At 70.2% G+C, this 17,708-nt stretch carries 21 protein-coding genes; 8 read left to right on the forward strand and 13 right to left on the reverse strand.

Annotated elements, in window-relative coordinates; translation table 11 throughout:
* Positions 1-50: 50 nt before the first annotated feature.
* The 4 genes from NAG42_RS07825 to NAG42_RS07840 are packed head-to-tail and all read left to right on the forward strand — an operon-like array spanning position 51 to position 5,043.
* On the forward strand, positions 51-2,237 hold the full coding sequence (locus NAG42_RS07825; protein ID WP_250029125.1) for a HAMP domain-containing protein: 2,187 nt from the start codon (positions 51-53) through the stop codon (positions 2,235-2,237).
* An 18-nt stretch (positions 2,238-2,255) separates the two neighbouring features.
* A complete protein-coding gene (gene pgsB, locus NAG42_RS07830) occupies positions 2,256-3,500 on the forward strand; it encodes a poly-gamma-glutamate synthase PgsB (RefSeq protein WP_250029127.1) in 1,245 nt (414 codons plus the stop codon).
* Positions 3,497-3,982, forward strand: a complete 486-nt coding sequence (locus tag NAG42_RS07835) for a poly-gamma-glutamate biosynthesis protein PgsC/CapC (protein WP_250029129.1) — start codon at positions 3,497-3,499, stop codon at positions 3,980-3,982. The genes pgsB and NAG42_RS07835 overlap by 4 nt, the downstream gene beginning before the upstream one ends.
* A 20-nt stretch (positions 3,983-4,002) precedes the next feature.
* Positions 4,003-5,043 (forward strand): NlpC/P60 family protein, encoded by a 1,041-nt coding sequence (locus NAG42_RS07840; protein WP_250029130.1) that lies wholly within the window; start codon positions 4,003-4,005, stop codon positions 5,041-5,043.
* On the opposite strand, the gene NAG42_RS07845 is transcribed toward NAG42_RS07840, so the two are convergent.
* From NAG42_RS07845 to ligD (NAG42_RS07865), 5 genes are read right to left on the reverse strand one after another with little or no spacing between them, the layout of a single operon-like run.
* Positions 5,040-5,924, reverse strand: coding sequence for a hypothetical protein (locus tag NAG42_RS07845; protein ID WP_250029132.1), 885 nt, complete (start codon positions 5,922-5,924; stop codon positions 5,040-5,042). The genes NAG42_RS07840 and NAG42_RS07845 overlap by 4 nt on opposite strands.
* Before the next feature lie 34 nt (positions 5,925-5,958).
* On the reverse strand, positions 5,959-6,363 hold the full coding sequence (locus tag NAG42_RS07850) for an HAAS signaling domain-containing protein (RefSeq protein WP_250029134.1): 405 nt from the start codon (positions 6,361-6,363) through the stop codon (positions 5,959-5,961).
* Complete coding sequence (locus tag NAG42_RS07855; RefSeq protein ID WP_250029136.1) at positions 6,360-6,704, reverse strand: PadR family transcriptional regulator; 345 nt, start codon at positions 6,702-6,704, stop codon at positions 6,360-6,362. The genes NAG42_RS07850 and NAG42_RS07855 overlap by 4 nt, the downstream gene beginning before the upstream one ends.
* Before the next feature lie 33 nt (positions 6,705-6,737).
* Positions 6,738-7,646, reverse strand: coding sequence for a non-homologous end-joining DNA ligase (gene ligD / locus NAG42_RS07860; protein ID WP_250029137.1), 909 nt, complete (start codon positions 7,644-7,646; stop codon positions 6,738-6,740).
* The gene (gene ligD / locus NAG42_RS07865) at positions 7,636-8,586 is read right to left on the reverse strand and encodes a non-homologous end-joining DNA ligase (RefSeq protein WP_250029139.1); all 951 of its coding nucleotides are present in this window, start codon (positions 8,584-8,586) and stop codon (positions 7,636-7,638) included. The genes ligD (NAG42_RS07860) and ligD (NAG42_RS07865) overlap by 11 nt, the downstream gene beginning before the upstream one ends.
* A gap of 92 nt (positions 8,587-8,678) precedes the next feature.
* On the opposite strand from ligD (NAG42_RS07865), the gene ku reads away from it, so the two are divergent.
* Genes ku through NAG42_RS07880 form a run of 3 tightly spaced genes read left to right on the forward strand, consistent with a single transcriptional unit; the run spans position 8,679 to position 11,426 of the window.
* Positions 8,679-9,608: a non-homologous end joining protein Ku gene (gene ku, locus NAG42_RS07870; protein WP_250029141.1), complete on the forward strand. Its 930-nt coding sequence runs from the start codon at positions 8,679-8,681 to the stop codon at positions 9,606-9,608.
* 13 nt (positions 9,609-9,621) lie between these two features.
* The gene (locus NAG42_RS07875; protein WP_250029142.1) at positions 9,622-10,110 is read left to right on the forward strand and encodes an NUDIX domain-containing protein; all 489 of its coding nucleotides are present in this window, start codon (positions 9,622-9,624) and stop codon (positions 10,108-10,110) included.
* Positions 10,111-10,151: 41 nt separating this feature from the next.
* Positions 10,152-11,426, forward strand: coding sequence for an MFS transporter (locus NAG42_RS07880; protein ID WP_250029143.1), 1,275 nt, complete (start codon positions 10,152-10,154; stop codon positions 11,424-11,426).
* On the opposite strand, the gene NAG42_RS07885 is transcribed toward NAG42_RS07880, so the two are convergent.
* The 4 genes from NAG42_RS07885 to NAG42_RS07900 form a co-directional block, all read right to left on the reverse strand.
* Positions 11,413-11,646 carry a hypothetical protein gene (locus tag NAG42_RS07885; RefSeq protein WP_250029144.1) on the reverse strand — a complete coding sequence of 78 codons (234 nt, stop codon included), beginning with the start codon at positions 11,644-11,646 and terminating at the stop codon, positions 11,413-11,415. The genes NAG42_RS07880 and NAG42_RS07885 overlap by 14 nt on opposite strands.
* Positions 11,647-11,757: 111 nt before the next feature.
* Complete coding sequence (locus NAG42_RS07890) at positions 11,758-12,339, reverse strand: hypothetical protein (protein WP_250029145.1); 582 nt, start codon at positions 12,337-12,339, stop codon at positions 11,758-11,760.
* A gap of 17 nt (positions 12,340-12,356) precedes the next feature.
* Complete coding sequence (locus NAG42_RS07895) at positions 12,357-13,610, reverse strand: MFS transporter (protein WP_250029146.1); 1,254 nt, start codon at positions 13,608-13,610, stop codon at positions 12,357-12,359.
* Entirely contained in the window at positions 13,607-14,191 is a 585-nt protein-coding gene (locus NAG42_RS07900; protein ID WP_250029147.1) for a TetR/AcrR family transcriptional regulator, read from the reverse strand. Before NAG42_RS07900 ends, NAG42_RS07895 begins: the two co-directional genes overlap by 4 nt.
* 43 nt (positions 14,192-14,234) lie before the next feature.
* On the opposite strand from NAG42_RS07900, the gene NAG42_RS07905 reads away from it, so the two are divergent.
* A complete protein-coding gene (locus NAG42_RS07905; protein ID WP_250029148.1) occupies positions 14,235-15,347 on the forward strand; it encodes a geranylgeranyl reductase family protein in 1,113 nt (370 codons plus the stop codon).
* A 129-nt stretch (positions 15,348-15,476) separates the two neighbouring features.
* Here the strand turns inward: NAG42_RS07905 and NAG42_RS07910 are convergent, their stop codons facing one another.
* From NAG42_RS07910 to NAG42_RS07925, 4 genes are all read right to left on the reverse strand, one after another.
* On the reverse strand, positions 15,477-16,001 hold the full coding sequence (locus tag NAG42_RS07910) for a DUF6226 family protein (RefSeq protein ID WP_250029149.1): 525 nt from the start codon (positions 15,999-16,001) through the stop codon (positions 15,477-15,479).
* Between the two features lie 60 nt (positions 16,002-16,061).
* Complete coding sequence (locus tag NAG42_RS07915; RefSeq protein WP_250029150.1) at positions 16,062-16,259, reverse strand: DUF397 domain-containing protein; 198 nt, start codon at positions 16,257-16,259, stop codon at positions 16,062-16,064.
* A gap of 237 nt (positions 16,260-16,496) precedes the next feature.
* Entirely contained in the window at positions 16,497-16,691 is a 195-nt protein-coding gene (locus NAG42_RS07920) for a DUF397 domain-containing protein (protein ID WP_250029151.1), read from the reverse strand.
* A gap of 46 nt (positions 16,692-16,737) precedes the next feature.
* A complete protein-coding gene (locus tag NAG42_RS07925) occupies positions 16,738-17,655 on the reverse strand; it encodes a helix-turn-helix domain-containing protein (protein ID WP_250029152.1) in 918 nt (305 codons plus the stop codon).
* Between the last annotated feature and the right edge of the window lie 53 nt (positions 17,656-17,708).

A 17,708-nucleotide genomic window follows, 5' to 3' on the forward strand; every position in this document is an offset into this window, starting at 1 on the left:
GTGCGTAACGGGGAGTGACGCCGGCTCGTTGTCAGGCGCTCACTCCTCAGATGGGAACAGCTGTTTTGGCCATGGTCGACACCCGCGTGGCGTCACCGAGCGGACCGGAGACTCAGGTCCTCTCGACTGACCAGCTCATCGCCTGGCGATGGCGCGCACTCGGTCAACAGCTCCCGGAGTCCGGCTTCCCGGCCGGATCGCACGCGCCGGCCCTGGTCTACCTCTGGACCACGATGCTGATCGCGGCGGTCACGGTGCTCGGCTTCGCCGTGTTCGACCGCGACGACGTGCCGGCCGCGGTCCGTGAGTCGCAGCAGGATCTGATGCGCAAGGTGGCCCACAGCCTCTCGCTGAGCCTGACCGCGGCCGACGACAGCTTCGACCAGACCGCGAACGCGCTGCGCGCGGGCGCCCCGCCCGCTGCGGCGTCCATCGCCGGGCTCACCGGCGAGCAGGCGTCCTGGGCCGGCGTCGCGATCCTGCAGCCCAGCAACCGCAAGACCATCGCGGCCAGCGCCGAGGCGGTGCCGCTGACCCTGATCCCGAACGGCGCACTGCCCGAGGGTGACACCCCGGTGATGACCGTCGAGGGCCCCGCCGTCATCCGCGTCACGACCCTCGGACCGGACCGGATGCTCGTCGGCGTCCAGCGGTTGCTGATGCGCAGCCTGCGTCTCAACGCCGACGCCCAGCAGGGCATCTACGTGCTCACCCCGGACGGCAAGGACTACCTGGCCCAGGGGGTCGACGCGATCCCGGCCGACCATCGGCCCGAGGTCCTGCGCGGCCTGCCAGGCCTGTCCTCGAGCCGCAGCGAGACGATCCGGGTCAAGGAGTGGACGGACCGCGCGCTGGTCGTGTCGGCCGCTCCGATCGCCGAGACGGGTTTTGTGGTCGCCTCGACGGTCGTGGCCGAGGTGGCCGACGGCACGTCGCTCTTCCACGGCCTGGTGCTCGGCATCGCGGTGGCGCTGACCGCCTTCCTGGCCTACGCCCTGATGCGCGCCTTCCTGGTCAACCCGCTGCAGCACCTGCTGCACCAGGCCAAGCTGGACGCCTGCGGCACGCTGACCCGCACCCGGCGGATCCTGCGGACCCACGAGGCATACCGGGTCGCCCAGGCCCTCGCGGTCGTGTCAGGCAACCGCATCCACGGGCGCCGCTGGCGTCCGACCGTCGTGCAGGGCCTCGCCGTGGCCGCCCTCATCGCGCTGGCCGGGCCCGCGCTCGCCGTCGTGATCGCCGTCATCCAGCCCGCCACCGCCCTGCCGGCGCAGCTCAACCGGGACGAGGAGAGCCGGGTCGAGGCGATCAGCAACACCCTCGGCAACGCGCTCGACAGCGGCCTGCGCACCGTCACCAGGCTGGCCCCGGGCACCGACACGGGCAAGGGCCCGCTCGAGGAGGCGCTGGCGGCCAACCACCGGCTCCGCGGCGTCTATCTGGTCGAGCCGGGCGGCGAGGTCACGGCCACCGCCGGGCGCGCGTCGCTGCGCTCGCGTCAGCCGCTGCCCGGCCGGGGCGGCGTGCTGCTCGACCCGGTCGTCCAGCGCCTGCCGGTCGTCTACGCCTATCAGGTACGCCCCGATGGGCGCGCGGTCGTCGCCGAGTACGACATCGACTACCTGCTCGGGCTGGTCCGCAGCGCCGACGGGCGGGCCGTGGTGGCCGACCCCGACCTGCGCACGATCCTCGACTCCGAGGGTTACCGGGCGTTCCAGCCGCTGCGCGACGTCACCATGCGCACCGTGGCCGCGACCGCGCTGCCGGGCGAGACCGCCTCCCGCTCGACCGGCCTGGACAACCGGCCCGCGCTGGTCGCCGGGGCCGCGGTCAACCACCCGACGGCCGCCCACCTCGAGTGGGTGGTGGTCACCGACCGCAACGCCGACACGCTCCCGCTGCCCAGCCTGATCGAGCGCCGCTGGGCCGTGCTGATGGCCGCCGCGGTCACCGCGGTGCTGGTCGTGACGCTGGTCTGGCAGTACTTCATCTTCGTCCGCCCGCTGCGCCGCCTGGCCTCGGCCGCCGACCGCATCGGTGCCGGTGACTTCGACGAGCCGATCATCCCGCAGCGGCACGACGACGTCGGCGCCATCGCCATGTGCCTGGAGATCTGCCGCCAGGTCCGGCACACCGGGTCGGCACGCTTCGGGGGCGCCGTGCGCCTCCGCGGGTCCGCCACCAATTTCACCGCTGTGCTGCCCCGGCCGCGCCGGGTGCCGCGCGAGCGCTGACGGGGAGGACCGCCGACCATGTTGTATCTGTACGCCGTCTTCTCGCTGTGCTTCCTCGGCCTGCTCGTGGCGGGCGTGATCGAGCAGCGCAACCACGAGAAGAACCTGGCCACGATCCCGCACCGGGTGCTGGTCAACGGCATCCGGGGCAAGAGCTCGATCACCCGGCTCTGCGCCGGGGCGCTGCGCGGCGGCCACCTGCAGGTGATCGCCAAGACGACCGGCACAGCGGCGCGCTTCATCTTCCCGGACGCGACCGAGGAGCCCGTGCACCGCAAGTTCGGCATCGCCAATGTGGTGGAGCAGATCGGCATCGTGCGCCGGGCCGCCGTCTATCACCCGGACGCCCTGGTCATCGAGTGCATGGCGGTCATGCCCGCCCTCCAGGAGATCAACCAGAGCAAGCTCATCAAGTCGGACATCGGGGTGCTCTGCAACGTCCGGGAAGACCACCTGGCCGAGATGGGACCGACCCTCGACGACGTGGCCCGCTCGCTGAGCAAGTCGATGCCGGTCGGTGGCGTGTGCGTCACGGCCGAACGCGACCGGCTGCACATCCTGCGCGAGGAGGCCGACAAGCGCCGCTGCCGCCTGATCGCGGTGGATCCGGAGTCGGTCACCGATCACGAGATGAGCCGGTTCGGCTGGATCACCTTCAAGGAGAACGTGGCCATCGCCCTCGCCGTCGCCGAACTGCTGGGGGTCGACCGGCAGAGCGCGCTGCAGGGCATGTGGGACGCGCCGCCCGACCCCGGGGTGCTCTCGGTCTCCCGGGTGCGCGAGGGGAGCAAGCGGATCGCGTTCGCCAACGTGTTCGCGGCCAACGACCCCGAATCCACGCTGATGAACATCCGCCAGCTGGAGTCGCAGAGCCTGATCGCGCGCCCGCTGGCCATGCTGATCAACTGCCGTCCCGACCGGGTCGAGCGCAACGGTCAGATGGGCACGCTCACCGGCCAGGTCGAGCCGGACCGGATCATCCTGATCGGCGAGCCGACCCGCAGCGCCGCGTCCCAGGTTCCCGATCAGCTCAAGTCCCGGGTGGTCGACCTCGGCGGCAAGATGCCGCCCGAGCGCCTGCTCGAGGAGGTCTTCGCGGCGGTGCCCGACCTGGGTTCCGTCGTGGCCGTCGGCAACATCCACGGTCAGGGTGAGGTGCTCCTGCACGAGCTCTCGGTGCTGCCCGGGTGGACGTCGGGCGAGACCCACGACGCCCATCCGGCCGGATTCCCCGGCCCTCGACAGACAGGTGCTCCACGATGACCCTGGACGGCGAGCTCAGCGCTCAGCTCTCCACCGCGTGCCTCGGCATCGGGTTGATCTTCGCGCTGCTGTGTTACCTGACCACGAACCTGTCACCGGGCGGCATGATCACGCCGGGCTGGATCGCGCTCGCCCTGATCGAGGACCCGCCGCAGGCCGGCGTCATGTTCGTGATGACCATCGTGACGTATGTGCTGACCCGGGTCATGCAACGGTTCGTCATCCTCTACGGCAAGCGGCTGTTCGCCTCGATCGTGCTGCTGAGCGTGTTCCTTCAGCTCACGCTCTTCGTCATCGTGCAACGCGACCTGCCGTTGCTCTTCGCCCACCAGACCCTCGGATTCGTGGCGCCCGGCCTGATCGCCTACCAGCTGGTGCGCCAGCCGCCCCGGGCCACGATCCTGGCCACCACCATGGTGACCGGTCTGACCTATGCCATCGCCGTCACCGGCATCGTCGCGGGCTTCGTCCCGGCGACCTGACGTTCACTCGGAGCCCGCTCGTGCCCAAGGTCAACCGCAACTCCACGTTCCTCGCCGCGGCCGGCGTGGCCCTGCTGATCGGGGCCGGCGTCGTCGTCTTCGGCGGCTCCCGGCTGGCCTCGGCCCAGCAGCGGGAGATCAGCATCGGCGGTACGGCTCAGGCCGCCGCCGCCCCGGCCCTGGCGCAGTACGTCGTCCGCCGCCGCCCCGCGCCCAACCGCACCGAGATCCTCACGAGGCAGGGCCGGCTGGTGGCGGTCATGACCGACGGCACGCGCACCGCCCACCTGCAGGGCCCGAAGCGTACGTTCGCCGAGCCCCGGTTCACGTCGGCCAAGATCGTCAACACCGAGTACGTCCGGCTGGCCCCGAAACAGTGGTACGCCGCCGCGGCCAACGAGACGTGGTTCGCCACCTGGCTGGGCAAGGCGCTCACCGACAAGTCGCCGGACATCCTGGCCATCGCGTTCGAATACACGTACGGCGCCACGCCCAAGAAGGACAAGACCGGCCGCCAGGTCTCCGGGGACGCCTCGTTCGGCCCGCTGTCGGACATCGACCCCGACGGCCGCGCCGAGAACTCGGACTTCTACGACTACCTCGGCACCAAGTGGGAGTTCGCCGACGGCGTCCGGGAGAAGCCCTCGGCCACCCACATGCTCAGCCTCGACTGCTCCGGCTTCCTGCGCATGGTCTACGGCTACCGCAGCGGATATCCGCTGCTCGGCGGCAACGACAAGGGCCCGGGCCTGCCCCGGCGGGCGATCGGTATCGCCGCCAACGGCCCCGGGGTGCAGCTCATGCCCAACACGGGCAAGCGGGCGACCGACGTCGACCGGCTGATGCCCGGCGACCTGCTGCTCTTCAACGCCGGTCCGGTGCAGAACACGCACATCGAGCACTCCGGCATGTATCTGGGCGTCGACGACCAGGGCCACCGCCGGTTCATCTCGAGCCGCAGCCAGGCCAACGGCCCGACGATGGGCGACCTGCACGGCGAGTCCATCCTGGACGGCTCGGGCTACTGGGCGACCCGCCTGCGCACGGCCCGGCGGATCTAGGCCCAGGCGGCCACGACGGCGTCGCGTACCCGATCGCGGTCGCTCAGGTCGCGGCGCAGCGACCAGCCGAGCTCCAGATGGATGAACTCGGCGTCGCCGGCCGCCGCGCCCTGCACGTTGGTGCGGCCCTCCAGCCCGGTGCAGCGCGACACCCAGGCTCGGCAGACCTGGCGGTCGTCCGCCTCGAGCTCGCGGGCGATCCGCACCGCGAGGTCGTTGTGCGCGGCCGAACCGGTCGACACCACCGCGTCGGCCCCGGGCAGGCTCCGGTCGGCGAACCCGTGCAGCTGCAGCTGGGGCAGGCCGTGCCCGGCCGCCGCGACCGCGAACACCTGGAACATCGACCGGTCGTTGTGCGCGACGTCGGCCTCGCCCCCGGCCGCCTGCCGCTGGGCGCCGGCCATCAGCATCAGGCTGCCCGGCAACGCGCGGTAGAGGCTCAGCCCGAGCTTCTCGGTGTTGAGGTCGTAGGCCGGGTGCGGCACCTCGACGACCGACCGAGCGGGGGCCGAGGGATCGACCAGCAAGCCACCCCAGCCGGTTTCGGGGTCGGCCCAATAGATCCGGACCGCCCGGCCGGTCCGGAGATCGGTGCCCTGGGTGATCCGGAAGCCGAGGTCGCCGAACAGCTTCTCGGCCACGGCGAGATCACCTCGCACCACGGCGTCGAACGCCTTGCGCCCACTTTCCCGTTCGGACCGGTCGGGGTCGCGGTAGGGGCCGGTGGCCGACATCGACGCCACCTGCTTCGCGATCCACTCGTGCAGGTCGATCGGCCCGCTCACAACCTCCGCCCTCCCCGGCGCACGGGTGCAGGCCAGGGTGAGCGCGGCGAGCACGGCGGTCATCAGCACGGCGCCGGTACGCAGCGACGTGGTCACGGCCGCAGCGTATCCGACCCGGCCGGCGACGCGGTTACGACGGCTGGACGCTCGGCGGCGGGGCGATGACCGGCCCCTCCACGCTGCTGCCACTGTCGCGGCTGAGGAACAGGGCGCTGGAGCAGAAAACGAGCACGAGCAGCACGCCGACGGCCAGCGCGACCCACGGCCAGACGCTCCGGCGCGACGCCGTGGGCGGCTCCGGGCGGGTGCCCGCCTCCTCGTGCGCGGCCGCGGCCACCACGTCAGGGCTGCCCAGGCGCTCCAGCACCTCGATGACCTCGCCCTCGCTGCTGAGGTTGCGCTCGGCCTGCTCGGCGGCGATGTGCGCAGCCAGATCGGCCAGCAGCTCGCGGCGCTGCAACACCGGGATGCCGGCCAGCCGCTGGTCGACCTCGTGCAGGTATGCGGTGACGACGTCGTTCTGTCGAGTTTTCATCCAGCCTCACCGGTTCCCACAAGTCGGTCGACGGTCTGTCGAAACGAAACCCATTCCGTACGGAAGTGGTCGAGCGCGGCCCGGCCGGACCCGGTCAGGCCGTAGTAGCGCCGCGGCGGGCCGCTGGGCGACTCGACCCACTTGCTCTCCAGCCACCCCGACCGCCGCATGCGGGAGAGCAGCGGATAGATCGTGCCCTCGCCGGCGGCCAGGCCGGGCTCCTCGCCCAGCCGTCGGACGATCTCGTTGCCATACCCGTCCTCGGTCTCCACCATGGCCAGGACACAGAACTCGAGCGTGCCGCGCCGCAGACTCGTCGCCAACTGCGAGCTATCTGCCATGCGGCACACAGTACCTTGCGCCGCAAGGTAGGTCTAGACCGGCAGCACCGGCCCCGGGTCGAGCAGCCCCTTCATCAGGTCGCCGTGCTGGTCGACCCGCTCGAGCACCTCGGCCGCGCGGTAGTGCCGCGGTTCCTGGGCGCCGGTCGCCACCGCCTCCACCTCGTCCCAGGTCAGCGGGGTCGAGGCGGTCGGCGCCTCCTGGGCCCGCAACGAGTAGGGCGTCACCGTCGTCTTCGCGGCGTTGTTCTGGCTCCAGTCGATGAAGATCTTGCCGGGCCGGATGGCCTTGGCCATCTTGGCCGTGATCGAGCCGGGGACCATCGCCGCCAGCTCCTCGGCGACCTTCTTGGCGTACGCCGAAACGAGATCCGCTTCCTGCGTGCCGGAGATCGGGCAGCACAGCTGCATGCCCTTCTTGCCCGACGTCTTCGGGTACGCCGCGACCCCGTCCGCCTCCAGCCGGTCCCGCATCAGCATCGCCACCGCGCTGCACTCCTGGAGTCCGGCCGGCGCCCCCGGGTCGAGGTCGACGACGAGCAGGTCGGGATCCGCACCGATGCGCCACTGCGGCGTGTGCAGCTCGAGCGCGGCCAGGTTGGCCAGCCAGACCAGGGTCGCCAGCTCGTCCACGACCACGAAGTCGATCGTCTCGCGGCTCTTGGTCGACCCGGGCACCGGCAGCGTCTCCAGGCGCACCCATCCCGGCGTACCCCCGGGCTTGTTCTTCTCGAAGAAGTGGGCCCCGTCGACGCCGTTCGGGTAGCGGATGCGGGTGACCGCGCGGTCGGCCAGGTGCGGGAGCATGACCGGGGCGATCCGCGTGTAGTAGTCGATGACCTCGCCCTTGGTGAACCCGGCGGCCGGATACATCAGCTTGTCCAGGTTCGAGAGCTCGAGGTCGTGGCCGTCGATCGAGATCGGGAAGCGGTCACCGGCCATCGTCGTCCTCCTCCGCGCACTCCTCGGCCGTCTTGTCGTCGCGCAGCCGCAGATATCGGGGAAAGCGCAGCCGGCCGTCCGGCGTCCGGTTGCCGTATCGCACCTCGACGACCATTTCGGGACGTACCCAATGGGCTCCGCGGGAATCCTCCCGGGGCACCGCCCCGGCCGCGAAGGGCGACTCGCGCTGAGCCAGCGGCTCGAGCGCGGCCAGCAGCTCCTTCTCGGCGACCGCGCCGATACCCCCGCCGACCCGGCCCCGGAAGGCCAGCCCGTCCGCCGTCGGCACCCCGACCAGCAGGCCGCCGAGCTTGCGGACGCCGGCCCGCCAGCCACCGATCACGTAGTCACCGGTCCGGTCGAACTTGACCTTGACCCAGTCCGGCGAGCGGCTCCCAGGCAGATAGACCGAGGTGTCGCGCTTGGCGACCACGCCCTCGAGGTGGTTCTCACGAGCCGCGTCGGCGGTGGCCGGCCCGTCGCCGAACGACGGCGGCACCATCCAGCTCGGCCCGGCCAGCCCCAGCTCCTCGAGCCTCTCGCGCCGGGCCCGATAGGGCAGGCCGGTGCAGTCCTCGCCGTCGAGGAAGAGCAGATCAAAGATCATGTACGTCACCGGGAGGGTCACCGCCAGGCGGGCCGCCCGATGTCGCTCCCGCACGTGCATGCGCTCGGCCAGCGCGGTGAACGACGGCCGGCCGGCCGCGTCGAGCACGACCATCTCGCCGTCGACGAGCGTGCCCTCGGGCAGTCGCAGGTCGGCGATCTCCGGGTACGCCGCGGTGACGACCGCTCCGGAGCGCGCGAACAGGTCGGGTGGAGCACCGGTGAAGAGCGCGAGAACCCGCACCCCGTCCCACTTGAACTCGTAGCTCCACCCCGGCCCGGCCGGTAGCGCACCAGCGGTCGCCAGCATGGGAGACAACGGCGCACCAGGCACCCGATCACCATAGGCAGTATCGAACACCTTACGCAGGGGTCTCAGTGATGCGATCCTGATCAGGACGTCACACCCTGGGTACAGGAGTCTTCATGCGAGCGATCTGGAAGGGCGCGGTCTCCTTCGGCCTGGTGTCCATCGCCGTCAAGCTCTATTCGGCGACCGAGGAGAAGGACATCCGGTTCCACCAGGTGCACCGCACCGACGGCGGCCGCATCAAATACCAGCGCACCTGCTCGGTCGACGGCGAGGTGGTCAGCTACGACGACATCGCCAAGGGCTACGACATCGGTGGCGGGGAGATGGTCATCCTCACCGACGAGGATTTCGCCGACCTGCCGCTGACCACGTCACGCGCGATCGACGTGCTCGAGTTCGTGCCGGCCGAGCAGATCGACCCCATCCTGTTCGCCAAGGCCTATTACCTCGAGCCCGAGGGTCAGGCGGCCAAGCCGTACGTGTTGCTGCGGGACGCCCTGCAGGACGCCGACCGGGTCGCCATCGTCAAGATCGCGATCCGCCAGCGCGAGCAGCTGGCCACCCTGCGCGTCCACGAGGACGTGCTGGTGCTCAACACCATGCTATGGCCGGACGAGGTGCGGACCCCCGATTTCGGCTTCCTCGACGAGGACATCGAGACCCGGCCGGCCGAGCTGGCCATGGCCAGCTCGCTGATCGACTCGATGGCCGGCAGTTTCAAGGCCGACGAGTTCACCGACAACTACCGGGCCGCGCTCCAGGAGGTCATCGACGCCAAGGTCGAGGGCCGCGAGATCGTGCAGCCGGAGGAGGCCGAGGAGGCCCCGGCGGCCGCGGTCGACCTGATGGCGGCGCTCAAGGCGTCGGTCGAGCGGGCCAAGGCCGCCCGCGGCGAGTCGGCGCCGGCCCCGGCGGCCAAGAAGACCGCGTCCGCTCCGGCCGCGCCGCCGAAGAAGGCCGCGGCCAAAAAGGCGCCGGCCAAGAAGGCCGCCACCAAGGCCACGCCCGCCCCGGCGAAGAAAGCGGCCAAGAAGTCGGCGTGACTAGAGTTGGCCCGTGGCATTGACGTGGGCTGAGTCTTATCTGGGCAAGGTACGGGTGAGCGTCGGGGACACCGACACCATCCTCTTCGTCGGGGCGCGAGGTGTGATCCTCGACGAGCAGAACAGACTGCTGCTGATCCAGCGCTCCGACAACCATCGCTGGGCCATCCCGGCCGGGGCGATGGAGCTCGGCGAGAGCATGGAGGACTGTGCGATCCGCGAGACGTGGGAGGAGACCGGGCTGAAGGCCACGTCGCTCACGCCGTTCGCGTTCTACAGCGCCTACACCTACACGAACGACTACGGCCACACCTACCAGCAGATCCTGATGTCGTTCCGGATCCACACCTGGGAGGGTGAGCTGCTGCGCCAGACCGAGGAATCGGTGGACGCCGGGTTCTTCCCGCTCGACGCTCTTCCCGGGCCCAAGTCGTTCGTGATCGACGAGACCCTGGCCGACCTGGCCCAGTTCGAGTCCACCGGCCGCCTGGTGATGAAATAACCGGTCGCCCGCCCGGTGCGGCCTGAGGCACGATCCCCGGCGTGGACCTGACCCCGCTACGCACCTCCCGCGACTACCGGCTCGTCTTCATCGGCGGCTCGATCAGCGGCTTCGGGTCCTTCATCACCTACGTCACCATCCCGTTCCAGGTGGCCGCGATCACCGACGACCCGCTGATGGTCGGGCTGCTCGGGGTCTGCGAGCTCGTACCCCTGTTGGTCATGGCCTTCGTCGGGGGTGCGCTGGCCGACTATCTCGACCGCCGCCGGCTGGTCCGGGGTGGCGAGTTCGCCCTGGCCGCGCTCACCGGCGTACTTCTCGTCAACGCTCTTTCCGACAAGCCGCATCTGTGGTTGTTGTACGTGGTGGCCGCGCTGACCGCGTCGGTCGACGGTCTGCAGCGGCCCGCGCTCGAGGCGATGGTGCCCCGGCTGGTCCGCCCCGAGGAACTGCCCGCCACGATGTCGCTGCAGGCCTTCAGCGCGCAGATCGCGCAGGTCGGCGGGCCGGCGATCGCCGGTCTGCTGATCTCGGCGGTCGATCTGGCCTGGGTGTACGCGTTCGACCTGCTCACCTTCACCGCGTCGCTGCTCTGCCTGACGCTGGTGCGGGCCGTCCCGCCCCCGCCGGACGCCGACCGGCCGTCGATCCGGGCGGTGGTCACCGGTCTGCGCTACGCGAGGTCCCGCCCCGAGTTGCTCGGCACCTATCTGGTCGACATCAACGCCATGTTCTTCGGCATGCCCCAGGCGCTCTATCCGTTCCTGGCCACCCAGCTGGGCGGTCCGCGGGTGCTGGGCCTGCTCTATGCGGCCCCGGCCGTCGGCTCGATGCTGGCCACGCTGAGCAGCCGCTGGACCGCGCGCGTGCACCGGCACGGCCTGATGGTGGTGATCGCGGCCGCGTTGTGGGGCGTCGGGATCGTCGGCGTCGGACTCTCGCACTGGCTCTGGCTGACGCTGCTGTGCCTGGCCTTCGCCGGTGCGGCCGACATGATCTCCGGCATCTTCCGCTCCATCATCTGGAGCCAGACGATTCCCGACCACCTGCGCGGTCGCCTGGCCGGCATCGAGATGCTCTCCTACACCACCGGCCCGCTGCTGGGGCAGCTCCGTTCCGGTCTGATGGCGCGGACCCGCCTCGGGGTCGGCGGCTCGATCTGGGTCGGCGGCGTTCTCTGTGTCGTCGGCACCGCGGCACTGGCCGTGGCCCTTCCCCGCTTCCTGCGCTACGACGGCCAGAACGGCATGGCTGTGAAGAAGGCCGCCGACGAGGCCTGGGTCGCGGCGGCTCGCCCGGCTCCTAGCGCGTCCTGACCTTGCGGGTGAAGTCGTGACCGCACGGCAGCACCACGAAGACGACGGACTCGACCAGCAGCGAGCCGTCGTCGAGTTCCTGGTAGTCGAGCGGCTCGGCGTTGACGTCGGTGACCACCTTGGCGCAGGTCGGGCAGCGGCCGCCCGGGGTCACCACGCCGAACATCTGGGCCGGCACGGCGTCGGGCGCCTCCGAAGGCTCGGGTTGAGCGTTTGTCATGGGCGGACGCAGCTGTGGCTTGGCCATGGTCATCTCCGGTGCGGTCGTCGCCGGGACGTGCTCCCTCACCGTACGGGCTGAGTGGCGCGGCCCCGGACACCGGTGCCCGCGTCACCCGAGCAGATCGGACTCCCCGATCTCGGCGAAGGTCATCGTCAGCGGGCGGGGATCGACGTTCAGCGCGTGCAGGATGGCGTGGTGCTGCTCGACGGCTCCGTCTTCCGTCCGGGTGAGCGCCGCGCCCAAGGCGGTCTGGTCGACCGGCGCCACGCCGAGCCCCAGGAAAGCCGCCGGATCGGCCCCGAACGGCCCCGAGGGCGGCGTCGCACCCGGCAGGTAGGGCCGGGCGAGCAGGTCGAACAGGATCTCGTTGTCGTCGTCGTCCCAGCCCTCGACCAGGTAGGCCTGATCCGACAGGTACTCGTGGACCGCGCCGCCGTCGCGGAACAGCATGGCCACCAGCACGTCGGAACCGAAGACGCTGAACGACGCGGCCACCCCACCCGGGACCAGGCTCAACTGCTGGGCCAGGCCTTCGGTCTCGGCGTAGACACCGTCCTCCTGCACCGGGACCACCGCCCAGCGGCTCTCGGCGACCGGCACGATCGCCGCGTCCTGGTGCCAGGCCGCCACGGCCGCCTCGATGTCGGCGCGGCCGCCCGCGGCCAGGATCGTCTGATAGCTGCTGCCCACAGGCCGAGATCGTACGGTCAGGCCGCGGGCTCGGGGACGTCCGCCTCGGGCAGCGGCTTGACCGCACCCGCGATGGTGATCGAGACGACCAGCAGGACCGCCACCGCCACCAGCGCGTTCTTGACCGTGACGTGGTCGCCGAGGAAGCCGATCAACGGCGGCCCGCCCAGGAAGGCGCAGTAGCCGATGGAGGCGACGACGCTGACCCGGGACGCGGCGTGGGCCGGGTCGTCGGCGGCGGCGCTCATGCCGACCGGGAAGCCGAGCGAGGCACCCAACCCCCAGAAGAGCGCTCCGGCGAAGGCCAGTGGGGTGGCCGGGCCGAGGATGTAGAGCGCCAGGCCGGCCAGGCTGACCGCGGCCAGCACCCGGACCACGGCGACCCGGCCGTAGCGGTCGAGCAGCGCCGGCCCGAACCAGCGACCCACGGTCATGGCGGCCAGGAAGAGAGCGAAAGCCAGGGTGCCGACCGCGGCCGACGTGCCGTAGCTGTCGATCATCGAGACGCTGATCCAGTCGATGCCGGCACCCTCGGTGAAGGCGAAGGCCAGCACAAAGACGCCGACCACCAGCGTGCGCGGCTCACGCCAGGTAGCTAAGGCATCGCGCAGGCCGTTGCGCTTGGTGACCGGAGCCGTCGAGCCGACCATCGTGGGGTCGGACGGAGTCACCACCGGCGCCGGGCCGGCGTCGTCGGGGACGAAGGCCCGCACCGAGACGATCACGATGGCGGCGATCAGCACCGCGGTGACGGCCAGATGCACCGTCACCGAGATGCCGAGGGCGACCGCTCCCGCGCCGGCCAGGGCCCCCGCCACCGTGCCGACGCTGAAGCCGGCGTGGAAGCGCGGCATGATGGCCTTGCCCAGGCGGCGCTCGACGATCGCGCCCTGCACGTTCATGGCCACGTCCCAGGAGCCGTTCGCGAGGCCGAAGACGAACAGCCCGAGCACAACCGGCACCACCCCGAACTGGTAGCCGATCGCGATGCCGGTCAGGGCGACGCCGAGCAGCCCGCCCATCGTGGCAACCGTGCGGCTCGAGCCGAACCGGGCGACGATCTGACCCGCCAGCAGCAGCGACACGATCGAACCGGCGGCCAGCGCCAGCAGCACCAGCCCGATCCCGGACGGGGTGAGGCCGAGCTGGTCCCGCACCTGCGGGATGCGGGAGGCCCAGCTGGCCGCGGCGACACCGGCCATGATGAAGGCCGCGTAGACGGCGCGGGTCGCCGCTCGCACCTCCGGAGCGGTCTGCGCGACGGACGTCATTGCGGCACCCCGAGGAAACGGCCGACGATCGTCCGGGTCTCGGCCCGGTCGAACGTGGCGGTGGACAGGATCAGGTGCATGACCAGCCCCTCGATGACCGCGTCGATCCCGCGGGCGGTGACCGGGTCGATGAACCGCTCGAGCACGGTCCGGGACCGGCGCATCCAGGCGTCGGTCACGCCGCGCAGAGCGGGGTTGCGCAGGGCCGCGAGATAGAGCTCGTACGAGACGGCCCAGTCCCGCGAGTCACCGCCGGCGTCCCCGTTGATCAGGTCGGTGACCGCGTCGGCGAAGCCGGTCAGGTCGGTGACCTGGTCGAAATGCGCCTCGTAACGCGGCGACATCAGCTCGGCGTGCCGCCGGAAGGCCTGCTCGAGCAGGTCCTCGAGGTTGTCGAAGTGATAGGTGATCGAGCCCAGCGGCACGTCGGCCGCGGCCGCGATGCGCCGGCTGGTGGTGCCGGCGACGCCGTGGTCGGCGATCACCTCGATGGCCGCGTCGACGATGCGGCTCTTGCGGCCGGGATCGTAGCGGCGTGGTGAGCGGGCCACGGGCGCGGTTGTCACGGGTCCCCCTGTCATGCGTACGAGCGTACATAAGGTTCCATGATTAGACTTCCGCCCCGTGATCGCGGAGCCGGCGTGGGATGTGGCAGTTGTGGGTGGCGGACCCGCCGGGTTGTCCGCGGCGCGCGCGGCCGCGGCGGCCGGAGCGCGCACCATCGTGCTGGAACGGGCCGAGCACCCGCGCTACAAGACCTGCGGCGGCGGCCTCATCGGGACCTCCCTGGCGCACGCCGCCGAGCACATCGACGTGCCCGCCCGCGACCGGATCACCGCCCTGACCTTCACCCGTGACGGACGACACACCTTTACCCGACGGGCCGCCGAGCCGTCACCGTTCCTGACCCTCGTCCGCCGCGACGACTTCGACCACGCTTGGTATTCGGCGGCCGTCACAGCTGGTGCCGTGGTGCGTCAGAATTGTCAGGTGCGCTCGGTGGATCAGGGCGTGGTCACCCTCACCGACGGTGAGCAGATCACGGCTCGGGTCATCATCGGGGCCGACGGCTCGGCCGGGATCACCTCGCGCTACGTCGGGGTCACCTTCGCCCAGCAGGACCTCGGACTCGAGGTGGAGCTGGCCGCGACCCCGGCCGACCGCACGACCTGGAACGGCCGGGTCCTGCTCGACTGGGGCTCGTTCCCGGGCTCGTACGGCTGGGTCTTCCCCAAGGAGGACGAGCTCACCGTCGGTGTGATCATGGCCAAGGGGAACGGCGCCGCGACGAAGCAGTACCTGGCCGACTTCGTGAAACACCTCGGCCTCGCCGATCGCGAAGTGGTGCGCGACTCCGGGCACCTGACACGCTGCCGCCGGGCCGACTCCCCCCTCCGGCGCGGCCAGGTCGTGGTCGTGGGCGACGCCGCGGGCCTGCTCGAGCCGTGGACCCGCGAGGGCATCAGCTACGCCCTGCGTTCCGGCGACTGGGCCGGCGCCAACTGGAAAACCCTTCCCGCGTACGAGCATCGCGTGACCGCCGAGCTCGCCCCGGAGATGTCCGCGGGCAGCCGCATGCTCGCGGCCTTCTCCCGCTATCCGCGCATCGTCCACGCGGCGATGGCCACTCCCCTGGGCTGGCGCGCCTTCGAGTCCTTCTGCCGCGGCAACCTGTCGATGGCCAGCGTCATCGAGCGCCCCAGCATCCGCGCCCTGCTGACCCTCTTCCGCGCCTAGCTCTCCCAGCCCTCCGCCGCCCCTTGCGCGCCTGGCTCTCCCGCCTTCCGCCGCCCTCTTCCGCGCTCCATGTCGAGGCCGGGTCGCCGCCTTTCGCGGTCGGGTCCGGGCCGTTGCGGCGTTCCGCGCTCAGGGCTCCGGGTGCGGCCGCAGCGGCCAGGGCGCCCACTGCACGGCCGCGGCGAACCCGTTGCGCCGCGCCTCCCGGGCATCCACCCTGGTCAGCGGCCCTTCCCGGCGCGCGTTGAACCCCACGCCGATGAGCCGGCTCTCGTACCACGAGCCGCCCACCCCACGCCGGACGCGCTCCCACAAGCCACCCTCCACCAGGGCGAACGCCTGCAGGCGGAGCAGCTCGGCCAGCTGAGCCGGATCCTCGTCGCAGACCTCACACGGACAGCCCGGCAAGGTCTCGACCCACCATCGCCCGAGACGCAGGGCCACCCCTGGCGTCTCGGTGAACGCGATGGCGAGCGGTGCGGCCGCCGGTGTGCGTGGCATCAGTCTTTCCATCCGCACCAGCGCGTCGGCCGGCCCGAGGAGCTCCTTGCTCTCCCGCCGGTCGACCACGTAGCGCTCCGCCAGCTCGTCCAGCAACGCCTCGGCCACGTCCTGCAGGACGGCGAAGCGGGCGGTGTGCGGGTCAGCCCTCACCAGCGCAGTATGCCGCCCCGGTCCGGCGACCCACCAGCGCTTCGGCCGGACTTCCCCTCATCAGGAAGAGAAGTCCCCTTCCTTGACGCCGCGGAGGAAGGTCTCCCACTCCTCCGTGGTGAAGGACAGCACCGCGTCCGGGTTGGTCGAGTTACGGACCAGAACGACATCTTCTTCGGCCCGCATCACCTCGACGCAGTTGCCACCCGTACACCGCCGGGCCCTCTGCCATCGCCGTTCTTCGTTCGGATTGATCATCTTGCACCTCCGTGCCGGTTCCCGAACCCCACGTTAAGTGACGGCTGCGAGACTCAGCAGGAGTGAATGATTCAGGCATGCGAAAAAAAGCAGCATATCCATCGATATGTGCCAAAGAATTGCCCGCCCTGCAGAGGATAAGTCTGTTTTGCGGCGGCTCAACCGAGTGGGATAGGGGCCCGCCCACCCTTGTTGCGCGTTGCGCCAGGGCGGGCGGTCCCGTTCCGACCGCTATTGCTAGAAAACGAATTCGTCCGCTTTGACGCCCGCGACGAACGCCGCCCATTCGTCCCCCGTGAACGAATGCGGCGGCAGGTCGGGGTTCTTGCTGTCCCGGATCAGGTAGTGCCCATCGACCACAGCCACCTCGATGCACGTGCTACCGCTGCAGCGGCTGCTCTTGCGCCATTGCACCGTCTCGATCTTATTCATGACTCTCCTGTAATTTTCAACAAAGGGCGTGCAGCGGATCATCGGGTCAACCTTGGCGGCCTGGAAGTTCTGCCTCGAGAGCCGTTATTCGAGCCTTGATGAACTCGATCGTGTCATTTTCATCGTCAGCGCGCTGCCATAGTTGATCAAAACGTTTGCGGTGCCGAGCAGTCTCCACGCGGACCTCGACCATCTCGTCCTTCATGCCGTTCTCCCGATACAGCAGTTCACTGTCGGATCGGTCGGAGCCGAGCATGATGAGGTCGAAGCTGCCGTTGTTGGCGATGGGCATGCTCAGGTTGTACGGCAACATGCGGACAAAGGTCAGTCCGCGCGCGGAGAGGTCGAGGAGCTGGCGGAGCTGCGCGATCAGGACGGCTCGCCCGCCGATCTCGCGCCAGAACACCGACTCGTCGAGAAGGCAGAAGACTTTCACCGAGCCGACCCTCTGGAGCATCGCGTCGAGCCGGTGCTGACGCGCTTCGACCAGAACATCGATCTTGGAGTCACTCATCTCCCCGTCTTCGGAGAACATCCCGGTCAACGCATTCGAGTACTCCCGCGTCTGCAACGGACCAGGGACATAGAAGATCGAGAAGTACCGGATTTCCGAAGCCTCGACCTCGTACTCGATGTAACGACGCAGATCCTCGGTAAGATGCTCCCGAAAATTCGGCTCACGCCACCACGCCGCCTTTACGCGCGACCTGGTGCGAGCGATTCGGGCATCCGCGAGCAACGCATTGACGCGGTCCTTGTCGCGTATGCCGAGGAGACCGAGCACTCCGCGAAGGTCGGCGATGGAGATGGACACATCACCGCTCTCGATGCGGATGACCTTGCTGAGGGACCACTCCATCTCCTCGGCGACCTGTGCCTGGGTGAGCGGAATCGCCTCACGAGCCTCGCGTATCGCGATGCGTACGCGCCGGCGCGCGATCGTAGGCGAGTCACCCTCGGCCATGAGTCCTTCACCGTTGAAGATAGGTCGGGTGCAACAGCTTGATCTGCCACCTC

It is taken from the genome of Paractinoplanes maris (genome assembly GCF_023544465.1).
GTDB classification, from domain to species: domain Bacteria; phylum Actinomycetota; class Actinomycetes; order Mycobacteriales; family Micromonosporaceae; genus Actinoplanes; species Actinoplanes maris.

Excerpts from the sequence above, each read along its gene's own strand:
- NAG42_RS07825 (WP_250029125.1), top strand. The coding sequence starts at position 51 with ATGGGAACAGCTGTTTTGGCCATGGTCGACACCCGCGTGGCGTCACCG.
- pgsB (WP_250029127.1), top strand. The coding sequence starts at position 2,256 with ATGTTGTATCTGTACGCCGTCTTCTCGCTGTGCTTCCTCGGCCTGCTC.
- NAG42_RS07835 (WP_250029129.1), top strand. The coding sequence starts at position 3,497 with ATGACCCTGGACGGCGAGCTCAGCGCTCAGCTCTCCACCGCGTGCCTC.
- NAG42_RS07850 (WP_250029134.1), bottom strand. The coding sequence starts at position 6,363 with ATGAAAACTCGACAGAACGACGTCGTCACCGCATACCTGCACGAGGTC.
- NAG42_RS07855 (WP_250029136.1), bottom strand. The coding sequence starts at position 6,704 with ATGGCAGATAGCTCGCAGTTGGCGACGAGTCTGCGGCGCGGCACGCTC.
- ligD (WP_250029137.1), bottom strand. The coding sequence starts at position 7,646 with ATGGCCGGTGACCGCTTCCCGATCTCGATCGACGGCCACGACCTCGAG.
- ku (WP_250029141.1), top strand. The coding sequence starts at position 8,679 with ATGCGAGCGATCTGGAAGGGCGCGGTCTCCTTCGGCCTGGTGTCCATC.
- NAG42_RS07885 (WP_250029144.1), bottom strand. The coding sequence starts at position 11,646 with ATGACAAACGCTCAACCCGAGCCTTCGGAGGCGCCCGACGCCGTGCCG.
- NAG42_RS07895 (WP_250029146.1), bottom strand. The coding sequence starts at position 13,610 with ATGACGTCCGTCGCGCAGACCGCTCCGGAGGTGCGAGCGGCGACCCGC.
- NAG42_RS07900 (WP_250029147.1), bottom strand. The coding sequence starts at position 14,191 with ATGACAGGGGGACCCGTGACAACCGCGCCCGTGGCCCGCTCACCACGC.
- NAG42_RS07915 (WP_250029150.1), bottom strand. The coding sequence starts at position 16,259 with ATGATCAATCCGAACGAAGAACGGCGATGGCAGAGGGCCCGGCGGTGT.
- NAG42_RS07920 (WP_250029151.1), bottom strand. The coding sequence starts at position 16,691 with ATGAATAAGATCGAGACGGTGCAATGGCGCAAGAGCAGCCGCTGCAGC.
- NAG42_RS07925 (WP_250029152.1), bottom strand. The coding sequence starts at position 17,655 with ATGGCCGAGGGTGACTCGCCTACGATCGCGCGCCGGCGCGTACGCATC.